Origin of the sequence: Streptomyces griseiscabiei (genome assembly GCF_020010925.1) — a bacterium.
In the GTDB taxonomy this organism is placed as follows: domain Bacteria; phylum Actinomycetota; class Actinomycetes; order Streptomycetales; family Streptomycetaceae; genus Streptomyces; species Streptomyces griseiscabiei.
Genome location: NZ_JAGJBZ010000001.1, coordinates 3,601,810 through 3,625,796 on the forward strand (window position 1 = coordinate 3,601,810; position 23,987 = coordinate 3,625,796).

The 23,987-nt window shown below is 72.1% G+C and carries 17 protein-coding genes; 9 read left to right on the plus strand and 8 right to left on the minus strand.

Annotated features, from left to right (window positions below; genetic code table 11):
* Positions 1–17: 17 nt before the first annotated feature.
* From J8M51_RS15725 to J8M51_RS15735, 3 genes are read right to left on the minus strand one after another with little or no spacing between them, the layout of a single operon-like run.
* Positions 18–1,175, minus strand: a complete 1,158-nt coding sequence (locus J8M51_RS15725; protein ID WP_086762726.1) for an acetyl-CoA C-acetyltransferase — start codon at positions 1,173–1,175, stop codon at positions 18–20.
* Between the two features lie 41 nt (positions 1,176–1,216).
* Positions 1,217–1,900, minus strand: coding sequence for a TetR/AcrR family transcriptional regulator (locus J8M51_RS15730; RefSeq protein WP_086762729.1), 684 nt, complete (start codon positions 1,898–1,900; stop codon positions 1,217–1,219).
* Positions 1,901–1,914: 14 nt separating this feature from the next.
* Positions 1,915–2,703 carry an SDR family oxidoreductase gene (locus tag J8M51_RS15735; protein ID WP_086762732.1) on the minus strand — a complete coding sequence of 263 codons (789 nt, stop codon included), beginning with the start codon at positions 2,701–2,703 and terminating at the stop codon, positions 1,915–1,917.
* A 49-nt stretch (positions 2,704–2,752) separates the two neighbouring features.
* Between J8M51_RS15735 and J8M51_RS15740 the strand changes: the two genes are divergently transcribed.
* Together J8M51_RS15740 and J8M51_RS15745 are read left to right on the plus strand one after the other, a co-directional pair.
* Positions 2,753–3,892: an acyl-CoA dehydrogenase family protein gene (locus tag J8M51_RS15740; protein WP_086762735.1), complete on the plus strand. Its 1,140-nt coding sequence runs from the start codon at positions 2,753–2,755 to the stop codon at positions 3,890–3,892.
* 31 nt (positions 3,893–3,923) lie between these two features.
* A complete protein-coding gene (locus tag J8M51_RS15745; protein WP_267299226.1) occupies positions 3,924–4,904 on the plus strand; it encodes an acyl-CoA dehydrogenase family protein in 981 nt (326 codons plus the stop codon).
* On the opposite strand, the gene qcrB is transcribed toward J8M51_RS15745, so the two are convergent.
* Positions 4,879–6,531, minus strand: a complete 1,653-nt coding sequence (gene qcrB / locus J8M51_RS15750) for a cytochrome bc1 complex cytochrome b subunit (protein ID WP_398856140.1) — start codon at positions 6,529–6,531, stop codon at positions 4,879–4,881. The genes J8M51_RS15745 and qcrB overlap by 26 nt on opposite strands.
* Positions 6,532–6,617: 86 nt before the next feature.
* On the minus strand, positions 6,618–7,337 hold the full coding sequence (locus tag J8M51_RS15755) for a vWA domain-containing protein (RefSeq protein ID WP_086755279.1): 720 nt from the start codon (positions 7,335–7,337) through the stop codon (positions 6,618–6,620).
* 145 nt (positions 7,338–7,482) lie between these two features.
* Here J8M51_RS15755 and J8M51_RS15760 point away from each other — a divergent pair, with 145 nt between their 5' ends.
* Complete coding sequence (locus J8M51_RS15760) at positions 7,483–8,412, plus strand: rhomboid family intramembrane serine protease (protein WP_086755278.1); 930 nt, start codon at positions 7,483–7,485, stop codon at positions 8,410–8,412.
* A 132-nt stretch (positions 8,413–8,544) separates the two neighbouring features.
* On the opposite strand, the gene J8M51_RS15765 is transcribed toward J8M51_RS15760, so the two are convergent.
* From J8M51_RS15765 to J8M51_RS15775, 3 genes are all read right to left on the minus strand, one after another.
* A complete protein-coding gene (locus J8M51_RS15765; RefSeq protein ID WP_086755277.1) occupies positions 8,545–10,005 on the minus strand; it encodes a glutamate synthase subunit beta in 1,461 nt (486 codons plus the stop codon).
* The gene (gene gltB, locus J8M51_RS15770; RefSeq protein WP_086755276.1) at positions 9,998–14,620 is read right to left on the minus strand and encodes a glutamate synthase large subunit; all 4,623 of its coding nucleotides are present in this window, start codon (positions 14,618–14,620) and stop codon (positions 9,998–10,000) included. Before gltB ends, J8M51_RS15765 begins: the two co-directional genes overlap by 8 nt.
* A 392-nt stretch (positions 14,621–15,012) precedes the next feature.
* Complete coding sequence (locus J8M51_RS15775) at positions 15,013–15,741, minus strand: VIT1/CCC1 transporter family protein (RefSeq protein ID WP_086755275.1); 729 nt, start codon at positions 15,739–15,741, stop codon at positions 15,013–15,015.
* A gap of 299 nt (positions 15,742–16,040) precedes the next feature.
* Here J8M51_RS15775 and J8M51_RS15780 point away from each other — a divergent pair, with 299 nt between their 5' ends.
* The 6 genes from J8M51_RS15780 to J8M51_RS15805 all read left to right on the plus strand — a co-directional run bounded on the left by J8M51_RS15780 (position 16,041) and on the right by J8M51_RS15805 (position 23,735).
* Positions 16,041–17,147, plus strand: a complete 1,107-nt coding sequence (locus J8M51_RS15780) for an ADP-ribosylglycohydrolase family protein (RefSeq protein ID WP_216588813.1) — start codon at positions 16,041–16,043, stop codon at positions 17,145–17,147.
* 596 nt (positions 17,148–17,743) lie between these two features.
* Positions 17,744–19,072 carry an ADP-ribosylglycohydrolase family protein gene (locus J8M51_RS15785; RefSeq protein WP_267299302.1) on the plus strand — a complete coding sequence of 443 codons (1,329 nt, stop codon included), beginning with the start codon at positions 17,744–17,746 and terminating at the stop codon, positions 19,070–19,072.
* A gap of 7 nt (positions 19,073–19,079) precedes the next feature.
* Complete coding sequence (locus J8M51_RS15790; protein WP_267299227.1) at positions 19,080–20,273, plus strand: ADP-ribosylglycohydrolase family protein; 1,194 nt, start codon at positions 19,080–19,082, stop codon at positions 20,271–20,273.
* Positions 20,270–21,667, plus strand: a complete 1,398-nt coding sequence (locus J8M51_RS15795) for an ADP-ribosylglycohydrolase family protein (RefSeq protein ID WP_267299228.1) — start codon at positions 20,270–20,272, stop codon at positions 21,665–21,667. The genes J8M51_RS15790 and J8M51_RS15795 overlap by 4 nt, the downstream gene beginning before the upstream one ends.
* Complete coding sequence (locus tag J8M51_RS15800) at positions 21,664–22,884, plus strand: CaiB/BaiF CoA transferase family protein (RefSeq protein ID WP_086761951.1); 1,221 nt, start codon at positions 21,664–21,666, stop codon at positions 22,882–22,884. The genes J8M51_RS15795 and J8M51_RS15800 overlap by 4 nt, the downstream gene beginning before the upstream one ends.
* Positions 22,881–23,735, plus strand: a complete 855-nt coding sequence (locus J8M51_RS15805) for an HpcH/HpaI aldolase/citrate lyase family protein (protein ID WP_086761949.1) — start codon at positions 22,881–22,883, stop codon at positions 23,733–23,735. Before J8M51_RS15800 ends, J8M51_RS15805 begins: the two co-directional genes overlap by 4 nt.
* Positions 23,736–23,987 lie beyond the last annotated feature (252 nt).

Sequence of the window (23,987 nt, forward strand, 5' to 3'; positions counted from 1 at the left end):
CCCGGCACGCCCTCGGTTCACAGCCGCTCGACGATCGTCACGTTGGCCTGCCCGCCGCCCTCGCACATCGTCTGGAGCCCGTACCGGCCGCCCGTGCGCTCCAGTTCGTGCAGGAGGGTCGTCATGAGCTTGGCGCCGGTCGCTCCCAGGGGGTGGCCGAGCGCGATCGCGCCTCCGTTGACGTTGACCTTCTCCGGGTCGGCGCCCGTCTCCTTCAGCCACGCCAGGACGACCGGTGCGAAGGCCTCGTTGATCTCGACGAGGTCGATCGCGTCGAGGGTGAGGCCGGTCTTCTTCAGGGCGTACGCGGTCGCGGGGATCGGCGCGGTGAGCATCCGGATGGGGTCCTCGCCGCGTACGGAGAGGTGGTGCACGCGGGCGCGCGGGGTCAGCCCGTGCTCCCGTACGGCCCGTTCGGAGGCGAGGAGCAGCGCGGCGGCGCCGTCGGAGACCTGGGAGGAGCAGGCGGCGGTGACGGTGCCGCCGTCGATGACCGGCTTCAGGGCGGCCATCTTCTCCAGGGAGGTGTCCCGGCGCGGCCCCTCGTCGACGGTCACGTCCCCGTACGGCACGGTCTCGCGCGCGAAGCGGCCCTCGTCGACCGCCCGTACCGCCCGCCGGTGGGAGCGCAGCGCGTACTCCTCCTGGTCGCCGCGGCCGATGCCCCACTTGGCGGCGATCATCTCGGCGCCGGCGAACTGGTTCACCGGCCGGTCCCCGTACCTGGCCCGCCACCCCTCGCTGCCCGCGAAGGGCCCCTCGGTGAGGCCGAGCGGTACGGCGGCCTGGCGGGAGGCGAAGGCGATGGGGATCATCGTCATGTTCTGGACGCCGCCCGCGACCACCAGGTCCTGGGTGCCGGAGAGCACGGCCTGGGCGGCGAAGTGCACCGCCTGCTGCGAGGAGCCGCACTGCCGGTCGACGGTCGTGCCCGGCACCTCCTCGGGCAGCCCGGCCGCCAGCCAGCTGGTGCGGGCGATGTCACCGGCCTGCGGTCCGACGGTGTCCAGGCAGCCGAAGACGACGTCCTCCACGGCGGCGGGGTCCACCCCCGCGCGCGCGACCAGCGCTTTGAGGACGTGTGCGCCGAGGTCGGCCGGATGGACCCGGCCGAGCCCTCCCCCGCGCCGCCCGACGGGCGTCCGGACCGCTTCGACGATATAGGCCTCGGCCATGGCAACTCCCCTGGTGTCAAAGGTGCTTCATGTGCGGCGCTTCACGTGCGGCTGTTCCGTGCGGGTGTTTCCGTGCCGCCGTGCCCGTGCGGCTGCGCGCGTACGGCGATCCCGTCCAGCACCATCGACAGGTACTGCCGGGCGATCTCCTCCGGGCTGTACCGTCCGCCCGGCCGGTACCAGGAGGCGGCGACCCAGACGGTGTCGCGCACGAACCGGTAGGTGACCCTCGTGTCGAGGTCGGCCCGGAACTCCCCTACGGAGACCCCGCGTTCCAATGTCGACAGCCAGGCCTTCTCGAACTTCGTCCGCGACGCGTCGAGGAACAGGAACCGGTCCTGGGCGACCAGCTGCTTGGCCTCGTTCTGGTAGATCTCCACGGCGGGCCGGTGCCGGTCGATGGCCCGGAACGACTCGACGACCAGCGCCTCGAAGGTCTCCCGCGGGCTCCGCCCGGCGTCCAGGACGGCGTCGTACGCCTCCCAGAGCTCGTCGAGGAAGGTCCGCAGGATCTCCTCCAGCATCGCGTCCTTGGACTCGAAGTAGTAGTAGAGGCTGCCCGCGAGCATGCCCGCGTCGTCCGCGATCCTGCGCACGGTGGTGGCGGTGTACCCCACGGCGGCGAAGACGTTGGCGGCCTTGTCGAGGAGTTCCCGGCGACGGGCGGGCGCGGTGTCGGGGGCCTGGGGCCTCTTGGCCGGCTGGGGCTTCTTCTTGGTCGGCACGCTGTTCGTTGTCCTTACGGGTGCTGGTTGCTGACGGAGACGATCTCACCCGTCATGTACGAGGAGTAGCCGGACGCCAGGAAGACGATCACATTGGCCACCTCCCAGGGTTCGGCGTACCGCCCGAAGGCCTCCCGCGCGGTCAGTTCCTCCAGCAGCTCCGGGGTGGTGACCTTCACCAGGTGCGGGTGCAGGGCGAGGCTCGGCGACACGGCGTTGACGCGGACCCCGTACTCGGCCGCCTCGATCGCCGCGCACCTGGTCAGCGCCATCACCCCGGCCTTCGCCGCGGCGTAGTGCGCCTGGCCTGCCTGGGCCCGCCAGCCGACGACGGAAGCGTTGTTGACGATCACGCCTCCACCGCTCTCCCGCATCAGCCGCAGGGCGGCCCGGGTGCACCGGAAGGTGCCGTTCAGGGTCACGTCCAGCACCTTGGACCACTGCTCGTCGGTCATGTCGACGACCGCCGAAGTGCCGCCCAGGCCCGCGTTGTTGACGACGATGTCGAGCCGTCCGTGCAGCCGGGCGGCCGCCTCGAACAGCGCCCGTACCTGGTCCTCGTCGGTCACGTCGCACGGCACGGCCCGGACGTTCTCCGCCCCGAACTCGTCGGCCAGCTCGGCCTTGTACTCCTTGAGTCTGCGCGTGTGGGCGTCGCTGATGACGACGCGCGCGCCCTCCTCCAGGAAGCGCCGCGCCGTCGCTCCGCCGATGCCCGCGCCGGCCGCCGCGGTGATGACGGCGGTGCGGCCGGTGAGGAGGCCGTGGGCGGGGAGGTACGCCGGAGTCTCGACGTTGCTCATGCGGGCACGCTAACCTACCAAACACTTGTTAGGGAAGGAGCAGCGCTCCATGGACCTGACCCACTCCCCCTCCGACGAGACCTTCCGCGCCGAGGCCCGTGCCTGGCTGCGCGCCCACGTCCCCGCCGAGCCGCCGCCCTCCCTGGAGACCGAGGCGGGCTTCGCCGCCCACCGCGCCTGGGAGGCCGAACTGGCCGCGGACCGCTGGTCGGTGGTGAACTGGCCTGCGGAGTACGGCGGCCGGGACGCGGACCTGTGGCGCTGGCTGGTCTTCGAGGAGGAGTACCACGCGGCGGGCGCCCCGGGACGGGTCGGCCAGAACGGCGTCACCCTCCTCGCCCCCACCCTCTTCGACCACGGTACGGCGGAGCAGCGGGCGCGCGTACTGCCCCCGATGGCCACCGGCGAGGTGGTCTGGGCGCAGGCCTGGTCGGAGCCGGAGGCCGGGTCGGACCTGGCCTCGCTCACCGCCGGGGCCGTACGCACGGACGGAGGCTGGCTGCTCACCGGCCAGAAGACCTGGTCGTCGCGGGCGGCCTTCGCGGACCGGGCGTTCGGCCTGTTCCGCAGCGAGCCGGGCACCCCGAAGCCGCATCAGGGCCTCACCTATCTGATGTTCGACCTGCGCGCGCCGGGCGTGACCGTCCGCCCGATCGGCCGCCTCGACGGGAAGCCCGCCTTCGCGGAGCTCTTCCTGGACGACGTGTTCGTCCCGGACGAGGACGTGATCGGCGAGCCGGGCCGGGGCTGGCAGATCGCCATGTCCGCCACCGGCAACGAACGCGGTCTGATGCTCCGCTCCCCGGGCCGCTTCCTCGCCTCCGCGCACCGGCTGTTCGACCTCTGGCGCGCCCAGGGGGCTCCGGCGTCCGCGCACGACCGGGTGGCCGACGCGCTGATCGGTGCCCGCGCCTACCAGCTCTTCACCCACGCGGCCGCCTCCCGTCTGCTGGAGGGCGCCCCGGCCGGCCCCGAGTCCAGCCTCAACAAGGTCTTCTGGTCCGAGTACGACATCGCCCTGCACGAGACGGCACGCGAACTGCTCGGCGAGGAGGGCGAGTCGGCGGACACGGGGTGGTCCGAGGGCTATGTCTTCTCCCTGGCCGGCCCGATCTACGCCGGCACCAACGAGATCCAGCGCGACATCATCGCCGAGCGCCTCCTCGGCCTGCCGAAGGGCCGCCGCTGATGCGGGGCCTCCTCATGAAGGGCCGCCGCTGATGCGTTTCCTCCTGGACACCGAGCAGCGGGCGTTCGCCGCGTCGCTGGACGCCATGCTGACGGCCGCCGACACCCCGTCCGTCGTACGGGCCTGGGGGCGCGGGGAGCATGAGCCGGGGCGCGCGGTGTGGTCGCGGCTCGCGCAGGCCGGTGTGTTCGCACTGGCGGCGCCGGAGAAGTACGCGGGAGTCGGCCCGCTCCCCGTCGAACTGGCCGTCGCCTTCGTGGAGTTGGGCCGACACGCGGTACCGGGCCCGCTCGTGGAGACGGTGACGGCGGCGGTCCTGCTGGCCGGGCTGGCGGACCCGGGTCCGGCCGAGCGGCTGCTTCCGGCGCTGGTGTCGGGGGAGACCATGGCCACGGTGGCGCCCGCGCCGGGGGCGTACGCGCTGGACGGCGATGTGGCGACGGCCCGTTTCTCGCTCGACCCGGACGCGGGCGGCGTACGCCTCTCCCCCGGCCACGGCCCGGTCCGCCCCTCCCTGGACCCGGCCCGCCGCAGGACCCCGCTCTCCCCCGGCGGCGCCCTCCTCCCCACGCACCCGCCCGTCCTCGCCCAGGCCCTGACCTGGGCCCGTCTCGCGGTGGCCGCGCAGGCCCTGGGTGTCGGCCTCGCCCTGCTGGACCGGACGGTGACGTATGTCGGGCAGCGCACCCAGTTCGGGGTGCCCGTCGGCTCGTTCCAGGCGGTGAAGCACCGGCTGGCGGACGCGAAGATCGCCCTGGAGTTCGCGCGCCCCCTGGTCCTCGGCGCGGCGGTCACCCTGGACCCGGCGGATGTGGCGGCGGCCAAGGTGACGGCGTGCGAGGCGGCGTACGCGACCGCGCGCACGGCGCTCCAGCTGCACGGCGCGATCGGCTACACGGCCGAGTACGACCTGTCGCTCTGGCTGACCAGGGCCACCGCGCTGCGGTCCGCGTGGGGCGGCCCGAGCGAGTGCCGAGCCGTGGTGCTCAGTGGTGGTGCCCGCCACCGCTGATCTCGCGGTACTCCTCGGCCGTCGGCTTCGGGATCCGGGTGCCGGGCCCGAACATGGCGCGGGCGAGCCGCGCCCGTACGCGGTCGACGCGCCGCACCCGCCGCCGCACCCCGTTCGCGTCGACGACCGGCCCGGGTTCGTACGGCGGGTCCTGTTCGTGCTGGGTGAGCGCGAACAGCTGTGCCTGGGTGAGGGGTTCGTGGACCTCGACGTACTCGCCGTGCGGAAGCCGTTTGACGATGCCGGTCTCGCGGCCGTGGAGCACCTTGTCGCGGTCGCGGCGTTGCAACCCCAGACAGATCCGCTTGGTGACGACGAAGGCGAGGACGGGCACCACGAAGAAGCCGATGCGGACGAACCAGGTGATGGCGTTGATGGAGAGATGGAGACGGGTGGCGACGATGTCGTTGCCGCCGCCGATCAGCAGCACGCCGTAGAGGCTGAGCCAGGCCACGCCCAGGCCGGTGCGGACGGGGACGTTGCGGGGCCGGTCGAGGAGGTGGTGCTCGCGTCTGTCGCCGGTGATCCAGGCCTCGACGAACGGATACACACCGATGGCCAGCATGATCAGCGGGAAGAGGGAGAAGGGGATGAGGACGCCGAGGGCGAGGGTGTGTCCGAAGGCGTTGATCTCCCATCCCGGCATCACCCGGATCAGGCCCTCGGAGAAGCCGAGGTACCAGTCGGGCTGGGCGCCGGTGGTGACCAGGTCCGGGCGGTACGGGCCGAAGGCCCACACGGGGTTGATGGTGGCGACGGCGCCCATGCACGTGAGCACGCCGAAGACGAGGAAGAAGAAGCCGCCCGCCTTGGCCATGTAGACCGGCATGAACGGCATGCCGACCACCGACTTCTGGTCCCGTCCGGGCCCGGGGTACTGCGTGTGCTTGTGGTGGAAGACCAGGATCAGATGGGCGACGATCAGCGCCAGCATGATCCCCGGCAGCAGCAGGACGTGGATCGGGAAGAGCCGGGAGATGATCTCGTGCCCCGGGAACTCCCCGCCGAAGAGGAAGAACGACAGATACGTGCCCACGATCGGCACGGACAGGATGGCGCCCTGCGCGAAGCGGAGGCCGGTGCCGGAGAGCAGGTCGTCCGGGAGCGAGTAGCCGGTGAGTCCGGTGATGATGCCGAGGAACAGCAGGGTCCAGCCGAACGCCCAGTTGACCTCGCGCGGCTTGCGGAACGCGCCGGTGAAGAAGACCCGCATCATGTGGATCAGCATCCCGGCGACGAAGACCAGCGCCGCCCAGTGGTGGATCTGCCGGATCAGCAGACCGCCGCGTACATCGAAGCTGATCTCCAGCGTGGATTCATAGGCCCGGGTCATCAGGACGCCGTTGAGCTGCTCGTACGTGCCGTGGTACTCGACCTGGACGCCGCTCGGCTCGAAGAACAGGGTGAGCCAGACACCGGTGAGGATCAGGACGAGGAAGCTGTAGAGGCAGATCTCGCCCAGCATGAAGGACCAGTGGTCCGGGAACACCTTGCGCAGATTGGCCCTGGCGATCCCGTACAGCCCGAGCCGCCCGTCGGCCCAGTCCGCGACCCGCTCCCCCCGGCCCGGCGCGGCCTTCCTCCGGCCCTCGCCGGCACCCGCCCCGACCGCCCGCACCCCACCCACGCGAAGCCCTCCCCTCGGCTCCCGTCAGCCTGGCACGCACCCCCGCGAATGTAAATGGGGCCCACTCCCCACTTCGCCGACTCCCTCTACTTCACGATCCCTTGGGCCCGCGCCGCCACCAGCCACTGCGGGAACTCCCCCAGCAGCCGGTCGTACAGCTCCCCGTCGGACACGGCTTTCGGATCCGAACCGGCATGGAAGAAACCGGCGTTGTCGACCACCCGCTTCCCCGGCACCGCCAGCTCGTCGAGCCTGCGCAGGAAGTCGAACTGCTTGCTGTGGGGGTCGCCGAAGCCGATGAACTGCCAGAAGAGGGGGAGCCTGGCGGCCTTGCACATGTACCGCTCGGCGGCGAGCTTGCCGGTCGGACCGCCGTCCGTCTGGAACACCACGAAGGCCGGGTCCCGCGCGCCGCAGTCGAGGTAGTGGTCGATGACGGCGTCCATGGCCAGGTGGTAGTTAGTCTGTCCCATGTGCCCGAGCCCGGAGACGATCCGCCCGATCCGGCCGTGGTGTTCGGCGAGCCCGATCTCCGTGACCGCGTCGATCCCGGTGGAGAAGAAGACGACCGGCACGGTCCCGTCGTCGTCGAGCTGCGCCGACAGCCCGAGCACACGATCGGCGAGCGCCTGCACACTGCCGTCCTTGTAGTACGGCCGCATGGACCCGCTGTGGTCCACCACGAGGTAGACGGCCGCCCGCTGCCCCTGCAGCCCGTGTCTGTCGAGAGAGGCTCCGGCGGCCTTGTACAGGTCCACCAGCGCGGGGGCGGTCTCCCGCATCTTGCTGAGGCTGATCGCGGGCATGAGAGGGCCTCCTGACACTGAAGCGCGACGAAGCCCCTGAGGCTAGGCCCACTCCCCCTCACCAGACCCCCACCCAGGTTCGCTATTTTGTTCGCCGCCGTCCTCACCGGCTCGTCATCAGTCCCGCACCCACAAGGAGCCGGCCGTGGAACCCGAGTCCCCGTCGTCGTCCGAGCCCGCCGTCACCACCTGCTACCGCCACCCGAAAGTGGAGTCGTACGTCCGCTGCACGCGCTGCGAGCGGTTCATCTGCCCGGACTGCATGCGGGACGCGGCCGTGGGCCACCAGTGCCCGGAGTGCGTGCAGGAGGGCGCGAGAACGGTCCGCCAGGCCCGTACGGCGTTCGGCGGCCGTATCTCGACCGTCCCGCTGGTGACGTACGTCCTCATCGGCCTGAACGTCGTCGCCTACGTCGCCGAACTCCTCCGCTCCACGGTCGTGGACGACTTCGCGATGCTCGGCCGCGGCCTGCTCGGCGCGGACGGCCTCCACTACGTATGGCAGAGCACCTACCCGGCGGACTTCCGGCTCGAAGGCGTGATCGACGGCGAGTGGTACCGCCTGATCACCGGCGCCTTCCTCCATCTCCCGCCCACCGAGGGCACGTTCGGCATCCTGCACATCGTGATGAACATGGTCACGCTGTGGAACGTCGGCAGGATCGTCGAAGCCCAGCTCGGCCGCGCCCGCTATCTGGCCCTGTACCTGCTCTCCGCCCTCGGCGGCTCCGTCCTCGTCCTTCTCCTCGCCCCCGACGCCAGCACGGTCGGCGCCTCCGGCGCGATCTTCGGCGTCTGCACCGCCTACTACGTCCTGGCCCGCCGCCTGGGCGCCGACCCGGCCGGCATCAACCGCTTCATGGCGGGCCTGCTGGTGTGGCTGGTCATCTCGGCTGTCGTCACGTCCTGGCAGGGCCACCTCGGCGGCCTGATCACCGGCGGCCTGATCGCCCTCGGCTTCGCCTACGCGCCCCGGGACCGGCGGCGGGTGCCGGTGCAGGCGGGGGTGTGCGTCGCGGTGCTGGCGCTGCCGCTGGTGGCGGCGGTGGCGAGGGTCGCGGCGATGACGGGCTGACATGCGACGACGCCCGCCCAGTAGTCCGGTCGGGGACTGGTGGGCGGGCGCCGTCAGTGTTCCGTACGCCTTTGTACGGGACGTCTGTCGACCCGGCGGGTCAGAGCTGGGTCAGCGCTGGTCAGAGCTGGGTCAGACCATCAGGGAGCGGTCCGTGGGCCGGATCGGGGCCGGGAGTTCGCTCGCCCCCGTCAGGAAGCGGTCGCAGCCCTGGGCGGCCGAGCGGCCCTCGGCGATCGCCCAGACGATGAGGGACTGGCCGCGGCCCGCGTCACCGGCGACGAAGACGCCGGGGACGTTGGTCTGGAACTCCGCGTCGCGGGCGATGTTGCCGCGCTCGTCGAGGTCCAGGCCGAACTGGTCGACCAGGCCGTTCTCGCGGTCGGTGCCGGTGAAGCCCATCGCCAGCGTGACCAGCTGGGCGGGGATCTTCCGCTCCGTGCCCGGCTTCTGCGTCAGCTTGCCGTCGACGAACTCGACCTCGACGAGGTGCAGGGACTGGACGTTGCCGTCCTCGTCGCCCTCGAAGTGGGTGGTGGAGACGGAGTAGACCCGCTCGCCGCCCTCCTCGTGCGCCGAGGTGACCTTGTAGAGCATCGGGAAGGTCGGCCACGGCTGGTTCGGGGCACGGTCCTCGCCCGGCTGCGGCATGATCTCCAGCTGGGTGACGGAGGCCGCGCCCTGGCGGTGGGCGGTGCCCACGCAGTCCGCGCCGGTGTCGCCGCCGCCGATGACCACGACGTGCTTGCCCTCGGCCGTGATGGGGGGCGCCACGAAGTCGCCCTCCTGCACCTTGTTGGCCAGCGGCAGGTACTCCATGGCCTGGTGGATACCGGCCAGCTCGCGGCCGGGGACCGGGAGATCACGGGCGGCGGTGGCACCGGCCGCGATCACGACGGCGTCGTACCGCTTCTTCAGGTCCGTGGCCTTGAGGTCGCGGCCGATCTCGATGCCGGTCCGGAAGCGGGTGCCCTCCGCGCGCATCTGCTCGATACGGCGGTTGATGTGCCGCTTCTCCATCTTGAACTCGGGGATGCCGTAGCGGAGCAGACCACCGATGCGGTCCGCGCGCTCGTACACCGCGACCGTGTGACCGGCCCGGGTCAGCTGCTGGGCGGCGGCCAGACCCGCCGGGCCCGAGCCGATGACCGCGACCGTCTTGCCGGAGAGACGCTCCGGGGCCTGGGGCGCGACGTCGCCGCTGTCCCACGCCTTGTCGATGATCGAGACCTCGACGTTCTTGATGGTGACGGCCGGCTGGTTGATGCCGAGCACACACGCCGACTCGCAGGGAGCGGGGCACAGACGGCCCGTGAACTCCGGGAAGTTGTTCGTCGCGTGCAGGCGCTCGCTCGCCGCCGCCCAGTCCTCGCGGTAGGCGTAGTCGTTCCACTCGGGGATGAGGTTCCCGAGCGGACAGCCGTTGTGGCAGAACGGGATGCCGCAGTCCATGCAGCGCGACGCCTGCTTGCTGATGATCGGCAGCAGGGAGCCGGGGACGTAGACCTCGTTCCAGTCCTTCAGCCGTACGTCGACGGGGCGGGACTTGGCGACCTCGCGCCCGTGGTTGAGGAAGCCCTTCGGGTCAGCCATTGATCGCCGCCTCCATCATCTTCTCGGTGATCTCGGTCTCGGAGAGACCGGCCTGCTCGGCGGCGGCCTTGGCGGCGAGCACTGCCTTGTACGTGCTGGGGATGATCTTGCTGAAGCGGGCCACGGCCACCGGCCAGTCGGCGAGCAGCTTCTCGGCGACCGTCGAACCGGTCTCCTCGGCGTGCCGGCGCACCACGTCGTGCAGCCACTGCTTGTCGGTGTCGTCGAGGGCCTCGACGGCGCCCACGTTGCCGACGTTGACGTTGTCGCGGTCCAGGTCGACGACGTACGCGATGCCGCCGGACATACCGGCCGCGAAGTTGCGGCCCGTCTCGCCGAGGACGACCGCGTGGCCGCCGGTCATGTACTCGCAGCCGTGGTCGCCCACGCCCTCGGACACCACCAGGGCGCCGGAGTTACGGACACAGAACCGCTCACCCGTACGACCGCGGAGGAACAGCTCGCCGCCGGTGGCGCCGTAGGCGATGGTGTTGCCCGCGATGGTCGAGTACTCGGCGAGGTGGTCGGCGCCCCGGTCGGGGCGGACGATCACCCGGCCGCCGGAGAGGCCCTTGCCGACGTAGTCGTTGGCGTCGCCCTCCAGGCGCAGCGTGACACCGCGCGGGAGGAAGGCGCCGAAGGACTGGCCCGCCGAGCCGGTGAAGGTGATGTCGATGGTGTCGTCGGGGAGCCCTGCGCCGCCGAACTTCTTCGTCACCTCGTGGCCGAGCATGGTGCCGACCGTGCGGTTGATGTTGCGGACCTTGATCTGGGCGCGGACCGGCTGGGCGTCGGTGGCGTCCGAGGCGGCCAGCGCGTCGGCGGCGAGCTTGATCAGCTCGTTGTCGAGCGCCTTCTCCAGGCCGTGGTCCTGCTCGATGATCTGGTGGCGGACCGCGCCCTCGGGCAGTTCGGGGACGTGGAACAGCGGCTCCAGGTCCAGGCCCTGTGCCTTCCAGTGGTTCACCGCGCGGGTCACGTCGAGCGTCTCGGCGTGGCCGACGGCCTCCTCGATGGAGCGGAAGCCCAGCTCGGCGAGGATCTCGCGGACCTCCTCGGCGATGAACTCGAAGAAGTTCACGACGTACTCGGCCTTGCCGGAGAACCGGTCGCGCAGCGTCGGGTTCTGCGTGGCGATGCCGACCGGGCAGGTGTCCAGGTGGCAGACGCGCATCATGACGCAGCCGGAGACGACCAGCGGCGCGGTCGCGAAGCCGAACTCCTCGGCGCCGAGCAGCGCGGCGATGACGACGTCACGGCCGGTCTTCAGCTGGCCGTCGGTCTGCACGACGATGCGGTCGCGCAGGCCGTTGAGCAGCAGCGTCTGCTGGGTCTCGGCGAGGCCCAGCTCCCAGGGGCCGCCCGCGTGCTTGAGCGAGGTCAGCGGGGAGGCGCCCGTACCGCCGTCGTGGCCGGAGATGAGGACGACGTCCGCGTGTGCCTTGGAGACACCCGCGGCGACCGTGCCGACGCCGACCTCGGAGACCAGCTTCACGTGGATGCGGGCCTGCGGGTTGGCGTTCTTGAGGTCGTGGATCAGCTGGGCCAGGTCCTCGATGGAGTAGATGTCGTGGTGCGGCGGCGGGGAGATGAGGCCCACGCCCGGCGTCGAGTGACGCGTCTTCGCGACCCACGGGTACACCTTGTGGCCGGGCAGCTGACCGCCCTCACCGGGCTTGGCGCCCTGGGCCATCTTGATCTGGATGTCGTCCGCGTTGACGAGGTATTCGCTCGTCACGCCGAAGCGGCCGGACGCGACCTGCTTGATCGACGAACGCCGGGCCGGGTCGTAGAGACGGTCCGGGTCCTCGCCGCCCTCACCGGTGTTGGACTTGCCGCCCAGCTGGTTCATGGCGATGGCGAGCGTCTCGTGCGCCTCGCGGGAGATCGAGCCGTACGACATGGCACCGGTCGAGAACCGCTTGACGATCTCGGAGGCGGGCTCGACCTCGTCGATGGAGATCGCCTGACGGTCACCGGACTTGAAGCCGAACAGGCCGCGCAGCGTCATCAGACGCTCGGACTGCTCATTCACCCGGTCCGTGTACTTCTTGAAGATGTCGTAGCGGCGCGTGCGGGTCGAGTGCTGGAGGCGGAAGACCGTCTCCGGGTCGAACAGGTGCGGCTCGCCCTCGCGGCGCCACTGGTACTCGCCCCCTATCTCCAGGGCACGGTGGGCCGGCGCGATGCCGCTGGCCGGGTACGCCTTGGCGTGGCGGGCGGCGACCTCCTTGGCGATGACGTCGATGCCGACGCCGCCGATCTTGGTGGCCGTGCCGTTGAAGTACTTCTCCACGAACTCGTCCGCGAGACCGACGGCCTCGAAGACCTGGGCGCCGCGGTAGGAGGCGACCGTGGAGATGCCCATCTTGGACATGACCTTCAGGACGCCCTTGCCGAGGGCGTAGATCAGGTTGCGGATGGCCTGCTCGGACTCGATGTCGGAGAGGAAGGTGCCGGCGCGGACGAGGTCCTCGACGGTCTCCATCGCCAGGTACGGGTTGACGGCGGCGGCGCCGAAGCCGATGAGCAGGGCGACGTGGTGGACCTCGCGGACGTCACCGGCCTCGACCAGCAGGCCCACATGGGTGCGCTGCTTGGTGCGGATGAGGTGGTGGTGGACGGCGGCGGTGAGCAGCAGCGACGGGATCGGCGCGTGCTCGGCGTCCGAGTGGCGGTCGGAGAGCACGATCAGCCGGGCGCCGTTGTCGATGGCGGCGTCGGCCTCGGCGCAGATCTCCTCGATGCGCGCGGCGAGGGAGTCGCCGCCGCCGGAGACCCGGTAGAGACCGGAGAGGGTGGCCGCCGTCATGCCGGGCATGTCGCCGTCGGCGTTGATGTGGATGAGCTTGGCCAGCTCGTCGTTGTCGATCACCGGGAAGGGCAGGGTGACCGACCGGCAGGAGGCGGCGGTCGGCTCCAGCAGGTTGCCCTGCGGGCCGAGGGAGCTCCTGAGCGAGGTGACCAGTTCTTCGCGGATGGCGTCCAGCGGCGGGTTGGTGACCTGCGCGAACAGCTGGGTGAAGTAGTCGAAGAGCAGGCGCGGGCGCGCGGACAGCGCGGCGATCGGCGAGTCGGTGCCCATCGAACCGAGGGGCTCACCGCCGGTCTTGGCCATCGGCGCGAGGATGACGCGCAGCTCCTCCTCGGTGTAGCCGAAGGTCTGCTGGCGGCGGGTGACCGAGGCGTGGGTGTGCACGATGTGCTCACGCTCGGGCAGGTCGGAGAGCTCGATCTCGCCGGCCTCCAGCCACTCCGCGTACGGGTTCTCCGCGGCGAGCTGGGCCTTGATCTCGTCGTCCTCGATGATGCGGTGCTCGACGGTGTCGACCAGGAACATCCGGCCGGGCTGCAGGCGGCCCTTGCGGACGACCTTGGCGGGGTCGATGTCGAGGACGCCGACCTCGGAGCCGAGGACGACGAGGCCGTCGTCGGTGACCCAGTAGCGGCCGGGGCGCAGACCGTTGCGGTCGAGGACCGCGCCGACCTGGCGGCCGTCGGTGAAGGTGACACAGGCCGGGCCGTCCCAGGGCTCCATCATCGTGGAGTGGAACTGGTAGAAGGCGCGGCGTGCCGGGTCCATGGAGTCGTGGTTCTCCCACGCCTCCGGGATCATCATCAGCACGGAGTGCGGCAGGGAGCGGCCGCCGAGGTGCAGCAGCTCCAGGACCTCGTCGAAGGACGCCGAGTCGGAGGCGTCCGGCGTACAGATCGGGAAGATCCGGTCCAGCGTGGCCTGCGTGTCGCCGTGCCCCTCGCCGGCGGAGCCGAACAGGTCGGAGGCCAGCTGGGACTCGCGGGCCACCATCCAGTTGCGGTTGCCCTTGACCGTGTTGATCTCGCCGTTGTGCGCGACGAAGCGGTACGGGTGGGCGAGCGGCCACGACGGGAAGGTGTTGGTGGAGAACCGGGAGTGCACGAGCGCGATCGCGGAGGCGAAGCGGCGGTCGGACAGGTCCGGGAAGAAGGGCTCCAGCTGGCCGGTGGTCAGCATGCCCTTGTAGACGATCGTCCGCGCGGAGAGCGAGGGGAAGTAGACGTCGACCTCGCGCTCGGCGCGCTTGCGCAGCACGAACGTCCTGCGGTCGAGGTCGATGTCCTTCGACGAACCGTCGGTGACGAACACCTGGCGGAAGGCGGGCATCGTCGAGCGGGCCGTGGCACCGAGCAGCTCGGGGGCGACGGGCACCTCGCGCCAGCCGAGGACGGTCAGGCCCTCCTCGGCGGCGATGGCCTCGATGCGGGCGACGGCGTCCTCGGTGCCCTGCTCGGGCAGGAAGCCGATACCGACGGCGTACGAGCCGGCCTCGGGCAGCTCGAATCCGGCCACCTCACGGAAGAACGCGTCGGGAACCTGCGAGAGAATGCCGGCGCCGTCCCCCGAATCGGGCTCCGAACCGGTCGCGCCGCGATGCTCCAGATTGCGAAGAACCGTGAGCGCCTGCTCGACCAGCGCATGGCTCGCCTCGCCGGTGAGGGTGGCCACGAAGCCGACGCCACAGGCGTCGCGCTCGTTGCGGGGGTCGTACATACCCTGCGCAGCAGGGCGAGCATCCATGAAGGACCACTTCTGGCCATTCGCGGAGTGCTGGGACGGCTGGCGCGGCGTACGCATCGGCTCTCCCGTCGTCGTCATCTGGCATATGTGATTGCCGAGGGACGACGTTGGCCCTCTGCGTAATAGCGCGGTAATAGCGCAAAATTTCGTGCAGGTTACATGATGGAACGGTTCTCGGGAACCGGATACTTCGTCCCAACATGCGGACGCCACGGGCGCGGATGGGTGTGCGCTCGGCGGCGTGATCAAACGCGATCAAAGGGAGTCGACCGGACAGATCGATGTCGGTCGACCGAGGGGGCGCAGGGGGCGCCGTCGCCCACTGCTTCAGGTGCTGTACAGGCGTCGTTGCCTGCGGCGCTTACGGCTCATGCCCAGCGGTTAAGCATTCGAAACCGCGCGGTAACGACTACTTATGCGGTCCCGCGCATACGTAGCCATCCGACCCATCATACGGCCGCGCCGATCAGACTGCCCAGGGCGTACGTCACACCCGCCGCCGCGCCCCCGAGAGCCAGCTGCCGGAGCCCGCTGAACCACCAGCTCCTGGCCGTCACCCTGGCCACCACCGCCCCGCACCCGAAGAGCCCCGCGAGCGCCACCAGCACGGCGGGCCACAGCGCGCCCGCGCCGAGCAGATACGGCAGTACGGGCAGCAGGGCCCCGAGCGCGAAGGCGCCGAAACTCGACACGGCAGCGACGGCCGGCGACGGGAGGTCGCCTGGGTCGACACCCAGCTCCTCACGGGCATGGATCTCCAGCGCCCGCTCCGGATCGCGCGACAACTGCCTCGCCACCTCCCGCGCGAGCCCGGCCTCGACCCCACGACTCACGTAGAGCGCCGCCAGTTCCTCCTCCTCGTCCTGGGGGTGCTTGCGCAACTCCCGGCGCTCGACGTCGAGTTCGGCCTCGACCAGTTCGCGCTGCGAGGCCACGGAGGTGTATTCGCCGGCGGCCATGGAGAAGGCCCCGGCGGCGAGCCCCGCGAGTCCGGCGACGACCACCGCCTCCCGGCCGGCCGTCCCGCCCGCGACACCGGTCATCAGCGCCAGATTGGACACGAGCCCGTCCATCGCCCCGAACACGGCGGGCCGCAGCCAGCCGCCGTTCACGTCCCGGTGGGTGTGGTTGTCGCGGTGCGCCTCGTGCAACGCGGCTTCGGTGTCGATGATCGCCACGATCCGGCTTCCTTTCCTCACGCTTCCGACCTCGAACGTACGCTCGGAAAATCGCTTCTGCCAGCAAGGAAGGCCGTACTTACCAGGGTGCGACGCTGTTCGAGAAACCGTATCCGCTCATTCGTACATGGGCCTGCACAGATGTCGACCGGGTGATACGTGAGCGTTCCGCGCGCCGCCGGGCCGCCCGGTGTGGGAGAGATCTTCACAGCGAAAGCCGGCACATCCTCAGAGCGGATCGACCGCCCATCGGGCCGGACCTGCCCACGGGTCCTGCCCACGGGTCAGAGAGGCGTCCTATGCCTTCCATCGCCTGCATTCCCCCGGCCCCGGCGTCCGGCGACGCCGCCGATCTGCGTGAGCGGGCACGCGGGGCCATGCTCGGGCTCGCCGTCGGGGACGCGCTGGGGGCGCCCGCCGAGAACATGAAGCCCTCCGAGATCCGCGCACGCTGGGGGCGCATCACCGGGTACGTGGCCGAGAACCCCTCGGGCACGGACGACACCGAGTACGCCATCTTCTCCGGGCTGCTGCTGGCCCGGCACGGCTCGGCGCTCACGGTCGCCCATGTGGAGACGGCCTGGCACCAGTGGATCGCGGACCTGGACGAGGGCCCGTTCCGGGGCGCGGGCTTCAGCGAACGCGGCACCCTGGAGAACCTCCGCCGGGGCCTCGCCGCGCCGATCTCCGCCCAGCACCGGCACGCCTGGAGCGACGGCCTGGCCATGCGCGCTGCCCCTTTCGGTGTCTTCGCGGCGGGCCGCCCCGCGGAGGCCGCCCGGCTGGTCGCCGTCGACGGCTCGGTCAGCCACGACGGCGAGGGCATCTACGGCGGCCAGGCGGTCGCGGCGGGAGTGGCGGCGGCGATGGCGGGCGCCCCGACGATCGCGGTCGTGGCCTCCGCCCTCGCCGTCGTCCCCGACGACTCCTGGACGGCCCGTTCCCTGCGCCGGGCGGTGGCCGTCGCCCATCGCGGCGAACGCGCGGTCCGCTCCGCCGTCGTCATCGGCGGCTACCCCTGGACCGACCTCGCCCCCGAGGCCGTCGCCCTCGCCTTCGGCGCCTACGCGGCGGCCGACGGCGACTTCACCGAGTCCGTGCTGACGGCGGTGAACATGGGCCGCGACGCCGACACGACCGCCGCCGTCGCCGGCGCGCTGGCCGGAGCGACCCGGGGCGCGTCCGCGATCCCGCCCGAGTGGACCAGCGCCATCGGCCCGGCACGAGGCAGCTGCCTCCCCTCCATGGCCGGCCACCACGTCCTGGACGTGGCCGAACTCCTGGTACCGGGCGAGTGCGGCAAGTGGGCCACCACGACAACCCCCCTCCATCGCGAGGAACGGCCCACCCCACCCCCGACCGCCTTCACCCTGGCCCCGGCCCCCACCTCGGAGACCCCCACATGACCCCACCGACACCGTGGGAGGAGACCACCCCCCTCACCACACCCGGCGGTACCGATCCCACGACCACGGCGAAGCGGACCGCCACCGACGAACTCACGACCACACCCGAGCCGACCGCAGCCGAACCCACGACCACGGCGAGGCCGACCGACCCCGCCCTCACGGTGCCGACGAAGCGAGCCGACACCGAGGACACGGTCGCGGCGAAGCCGACCGGCACCGAACGCAGGGGCGCGGCGAAGTCGACAGGTACCGGAGAGACGGTCCCGGCGAAGCCGACCGGGCGCGGACGGAGGGACGTGGCGAGGCCGACCGGCACCGAACCCACGGCGGGAGCGAGGCCGGCCGACATCGAAGACACGGTCGTGGCGAAGCCGACCGGCACCGAACGCAGGGGCGCGGCGAAGTCGACAGGTACCGGAGAGACGGTCCCGGCGAAGCCGACCGGGCGCGGACGGAGGGACGTGGCGAGGCCGACCGGCACCGAACCCACGGCGGGAGCAAGGCCGGCCGACATCGAAGACACGGTCGTGGCGAAGCCGACCGGTGACGAACTCGGAGGCGCGGCGGAGCCGACCGGGCGCGGACGGACGATCATGGCGAAGCCGACCGGAAGCGGACGGACGATCGTGGCGGAGCCGGTCGCCCCCCGACCCGCGGTCGCCGACGGCGAGGACGCCCCACAGGGGCCACCCGCACCCGACGACGAAACCCGCACGGGCGGTGCGGGTGGGAACGACGAACCGGCCGAAGGCGAAGCCGAGGCCGGCAGGGCCACGCGCCTCGGCACGCCGCACCCCCCGGCGGGCCGACGTATCGAGGGCCTCCTCCTCGGCCTCGCCGCGGGCGACGCCGCCGGCTGGCCCGCCGCCCGCCACCGCGCCGCCCGTATGCCGGAGTGGACCCGCCGCCTCACCCGCGAACTCGACACCTTCGCCGAGCAGAACGCCACCACCACCCTCCCCGTCCCCATCGCCCTCAACCAGCCCCCCGAGCCCCTCCGCCTCGGCCCCTCCGACGACGCGGAATGGGCGGCCTTCGCCGCGGAGTCCCTGCTCCGCGCGGCCGACACCGCCGCCCTGGGCGACCTCAGCCTCGAACGCCGCACCCGCGCCTCGATCGACCTCTCCTGGAACGCCGTCGCCAGCGAGATCGCCGCGGCAGCGGAACGCGCCCCCGAGGTCGAGTCCGCCGTGCTCCCCCTGCGCGCCCGTATCTCCGTACGCGCCGGCCTCGGCAACCTCGCCACCGGCCTGCGCCCACCCGCCACCGGCCACGACAACCCGCACTACTTCGACGACGCGGCCTGTGTCCGCGCCTGCGTCCTGGCCGTGGCCCACCCCGGCGACCCGCACCGCGCCGCCGACCTCGCCGAGTTCGACGCCCGCTACACCCAGGACGGCGACGGCGTGCACGGCGCCCGCGCGATGGCCGCCGCGCTCGCGCTGGCGCTCGTCGGCGCGGACGTCGACGACTGCACGGCGGCGGCCCTCGCCGAACTCCCCGCCGGGACGGAGATCGGCCGCAACGCCCGCCACGCCCTGGACCTCGCCCACCGCCACAAAAGAGAAGGAACATTCGCTCTGGTCCCGCTCCTGGAGCACCAGATCGTCGACCACGTCTACAGCTACGGCATCGCCGCCGCCGAGACCGTCCCCGTGGCCCTCGCCCTGGCCACCGCCGCCCGGGGCCGGATCGCCGAGGCCGTCCCCGCCGCCGCCTGTCTCTCCCGCGTCGCCGACTCCGCCCCGGCCCTGGCCGGCGCCCTGACCGGCGCGCTCAGCGGCGGCACCGCCGTCCCGGACACCTGGCGGGACGCCTGCCGCACCCTCTCCGGCTGCGCGCTCCCCCGCCTCACCGGCACCGATCTCGTACACCTCGCCGAACTTCTCGCAGCCACGGAACTCGCCGCCCCAGGAGGATGATTCGGGCATGACGCCCCCAACCGAACCCCCCACCGCAGCGCCCCGCGAAACGCGGACCCCCGCCGCGACCCTCGAAGAACGCATCACCGGAGCCCTCGTCGGCGCGGCCGTCGGCGACGCCCTCGGCGGCCCGGTCGAGGGCTACACCCCGGAGCAGATCCTCGAACGCCACGGTGGCCGCGTCCACGGCGTCGTCGGCCCCTGGAACGGCGACGACTGGCGCACCGCCCGCCCCATCGCCCCGTACCACAAGGGCGACGGCCACGTCACCGACGACACCTTGATGACCCATGCGCTGGTACGGGTGTACGACCGGGTCCGCGACCACCTCGACGCCTACTCCGTCGCCGAGCACCTGGTGCCGGACATGATGACGACTCCGCGCTGGATCCCCGAACTGGAGGCGGAGGCCCTCCCCCTCCAACGGGTCTTCCTCGCCGAGAAGTGGCTCGTCGCCCGCATCCACTACGGCCACATCGACCCGCGCGAGGCCGGCACCGGCAACATCGTCAACTGCGGCGCCGCGATGTACATGGCCCCGGTCGGCCTGGTCAACGCGGCCGACGCGCCCGGCGCGTACGCCGAGGCGCTGGACGTCGCGGGCGCCCACCAGTCGTCGTACGGCAGGGAGGCGGCGGGCGTGTTCGCGGCGGCGGTCGCGGCGGCGTGCACGCCGGGCGCGACCGCGGAGTCGGTGATCGAGACCGCGCTGGCCCTGGCGAAGGACGGCACCCGCGCGGCGATCGAGGCGGTGTGCGAAACGGCCCGCCGTCACACGGACTTCGAGTCGGCACTACGACCGCTGCGCGAGGCGGTCACCCCGTTCGACACGGTCGGCCCCGACTACCGCACCCCCTCCCTCGGCGCCCGCCGCCCCTCCCGCCTCCACGCGATCGAGGAACTCCCCATCGCGCTCGGCATGTTGCTCGTGGCCCGCGGCGACTACCGGCACGCGGTGCTGGGTTCGGTGAACTACGGCCGCGACTGCGACTCGATCGCCACGATGGCCGGTGCCCTGGCGGGCGCGCTGGGCTCGGAGATCCCGTCCGACTGGGCCAAGACGGTGGCGGAGGCCAGCCGTCTGGACCTGCACGCCCCCGCCGCGACCCTGGCGGAGGTCACCCGCCAGATCCACGCCCAGGACGTACGGCGCCGCCGCGCCCACGAGTCCGCCTTCGCCACGCTGGTCTCTCTCCGGTGACCCCGCTGCGTCTGACCTGGGTGCAGCCGGAGGACCTCCTCGGCCACGAACTCCACCAGGCGGTGCAGGACGGCCGTGAACCGTCGGCCGTAGCGGCCCGCTGGCGAGCGGCGGGCGGCCCCGCGGCCCCCCTGCGCGCCGGCGCCTCCCCGGGGCGGGTCTCCCGCTACCTGCGGCAGCTCGCCGAGGACCTGCTGGACGAACTCGCCGATCTGCCGAGCGGGTTGAGCGAGGTCGAGCCGACGGCCCTGAGCGGGATCAAGGCGCTGTGCCCCCACTGGCCGACGCTCCCGGCCGGCCCCGGCACCCCGGGCGCGCCACCCCGCCCCGCCCCGGCCGCGTACCTCCCCCGCCTGGAGGCCGCGTGGCTGGGGCGCGCCGCAGGCTGCCTCCTCGGCAAGCCCGTCGAGAAGCTCCCCCTCGCCGCGATCCGCGACCTCGCGCGGGCGTCCGGCAACTGGCCCCTCACCACCTGGTTCACCGCCCGGGGCGTCCCCGCGGACCTGCTCGCCGCCCACCCCTGGAACCGCCGCTCGGCCCCCACCTCCCTCGCCGAGAACATCGACGGCATGCCCGAGGACGACGACCTCAACTACCCCCTCCTCAACCTGCTCCTCCTGGCCCGCCACGGCCGCGCCTTCACCACCACCGACGTGGCGACCCTCTGGCTCGACGAACTCCCCGCCGGCCGCACCTTCACCGCCGAACGCGTCGCCTACCGCAACCTCCTCAGCGGCATCGAGCCTCCGCACACGGCCCGCCACCGCAACCCGTTCCGCGAGTGGATCGGCGCCCTGATCCGCGCCGACGTGCACGGCTGGACCAACCCCGGCGACCCGGCCGGCGCGGCGGAACAGGCGCACCGCGACGCCACCCTCACCCACACCGCGAACGGCGTCTACGCGGCGATGTTCGTCGCGGCCACCATCGCGGAGGCGGCCACCGGCACCCACGACATCCACCACTGCCTGCGCACCGGCCTGACGGTCGTCCCCCCGGACTCCCGCCTGGCGAGGGCGGTCGCCCACGCCGTCCGACTCGCCCGGGAGATCAGGGACTTCGACGAGGTCGTCGACACCCTCCACACCACCTACGCCGACCACCACTGGGTCCACGCCCTGCCCAACACGGCCCTGCTCACCGCCGCCCTCACCCACGCGGACGGCGACTTCACGGCCTCCATCTGCCGTGCGGTGTCCGGCGGTTGGGACACCGACTCGGTCGGCGCGACGGCGGGCAGCATCGCCGGCCTCCTGACCGGTTCCCCGGACGCGCTCCCCGACCGCTGGACGGCCCCCCTCAAGAACCGCCTGGCCACCTCGATCGCCGACTTCAACGGCATCGGCTTCGACACCCTGGCCCATCTCACCCTCCGGGAGACCCCCCACCCATGACCCAGGCGCCACCTACGACGACCCAGGCGTACGACCCCCCGCTCAGCGGGCTCCGCGTCCTCGACCTCGCCACCCTCTTCGCCGGCCCCCTCGCCGCCACGATGCTCGGCGACTTCGGCGCGGAGGTCATCAAGGTCGAGCACCCCACGAAACCGGATCCGTCCCGGGGCCACGGCCCGTCGAAGGACGGCGTGGGCCTGTGGTGGAAGCTGCTGGGCCGCAACAAGCGCACCCTGACGCTGAACCTCTCCACCCCCGGCGGCCGGGACACCCTCCTGCGCCTCGCCGCCACCGCCGATGTGATCATCGAGAACTTCCGCCCCGGCACCCTGGAGAAATGGGGCCTGGGCTGGCAGGAGCTGTCGGCGGCCAACCCGCGCCTGGTGCTGGCCCGGGTCACCGGCTTCGGACAGTTCGGCCCGTACGCGCACCGCCCCGGCTTCGGCACGCTCGCCGAGGCGATGAGCGGCTTCGCGGCGATCACCGGCGAGCCGGACGCCCCGCCCGTGCTGCCGCCCTTCGGCCTGGCCGACTCGATCGCGGGTCTGGCGACGGCGTACGCGGTGATGACCGCGCTCACCGCGCGTGACCGCACCGGTCAGGGGCAGACGGTCGACATGGCGATCATCGAGCCGATCCTCACCGTCCTCGGCCCCCAGCCCCTCTGGTACGACCAGCTGGGCCACGTCCAGCCCCGTACGGGCAACCGCTCCGCCAACAACGCGCCCCGCAACACCTACCGCACGGCGGACGGCTCCTGGGTGGCGGTCTCCACCTCGGCCCAGTCGATCGCCGAACGCGTGATGCGCCTGGTGGGACGGCCCGAGCTGATCGACGAGCCCTGGTTCGGTTCGGGTGCGGAGCGGGCCCGGCACGCGGACGTCCTGGACGAGGCGGTCGGTGCGTGGATCGCCCGCCACACCCGGGAGGAGGTCATCGAGGTGTTCGAGAAGGCGGAGGCGGCGGTGGCCCCCATCCAGGACGTCCGGGAGGTGATGACCGACCCGCAGTACCGCGCCCTGGACACGATCACGACCGTCGACGACCCCGACCTCGGTCCGCTGCGGATGCAGAACGTGCTCTTCCGGCTCTCCGCGACCCCCGGCGCGATCCGCTGGGCGGGCCGCGCGCACGGCGCCGACACGGACGCGGTCCTCACCGAACTGGGCCTGTCCGAACCGGACATCGAGACCCTCCGCGCGGAGGGCGCCCTATGACCCCGCCGCCGTCGGCGCCCCTCCCGCTGACCTGGCTGTACGTCCCCGGCGACCGCCCGGAGGTGGTCACCAAGGCCCTGTCCTGCGGCGCGGACGTGGTGATCGTGGACCTGGAGGACGCGGTGGCCCCCGACCGCAAGACCTACGCCCGCGCGGCCACCGCCGAACTCCTCTCGGCCCCGGCGCCCGTCCCGGTCCACGTCCGGGTGAACGCCCTGGGCACCCCGGAGGCCGAGGAGGACCTGAGAACCCTCTCCCCCCTCCCCGCCCTGGCGGCCCTCCGTCTCCCGAAGGTCACCTCCCCCGACGAGATCGCGAGGGTCGCGGAGCGCACCGCACCGGCGGACGGCGGAGCGCTCCCGCTCTACGCCCTCCTCGAATCGGCGCTGGGTGTGGAACGGGCGTACGACATCGCCACCGCGCATCCCGCCCTGCGCGGGATCGCCCTCGGCGAGGCGGATCTCCGCGCGGATCTGGCCGCGGCCGATGACCGGGCGCTGGACTGGCCCCGCTCCCGGGTGATCGTGGCGGCCCGTGCCGCGGGGCTCCCCTCCCCCGCGCAGTCGATCTACCCGGACACGCGGGACCTCGAAGGTCTGGCGTCCTCCTCCGCGCACGGCCGCGCGCTGGGGTTCCTGGGCCGAGCCGCCATCCACCCGCGCCAGCTGCCGGTGATCGAACGGGCCTACACCCCGACTCCTCAGGAGGTGGAGTCGGCCGAGCGGACGCTCCGAGCAGCGACCACCACGGCCGGGGCCCAGGCCCTCCCTGACGGCCGCTTCATCGATCCGGCCGTCGTCGCCGCGGCCCACAGAACCCTGACCCTTGCTGCCCGCCCCAGCAGACTTTGATCGCCCCCGCCGCCCCTACCCGTCCCATCCACCAGGGGTTGCGCCCCTTCGACCCCCAGACGTCCGCCCGGTGGGGGCTGGTCGCGCAGTTCCCCGCGCCCCTGAAAAGCGGGGCTGCGCCCCGTGCTTTTCCAGGCCCGCCGCCGGTCGCCTTTCAGGGCCGCGGGGGCCTGGTCTCTTAGGGGCGCGGGGAACTGCGCGACCAGCCCCCACCGGACCCGCACCCGACCACGCACCCCCAGCCACCCCAGT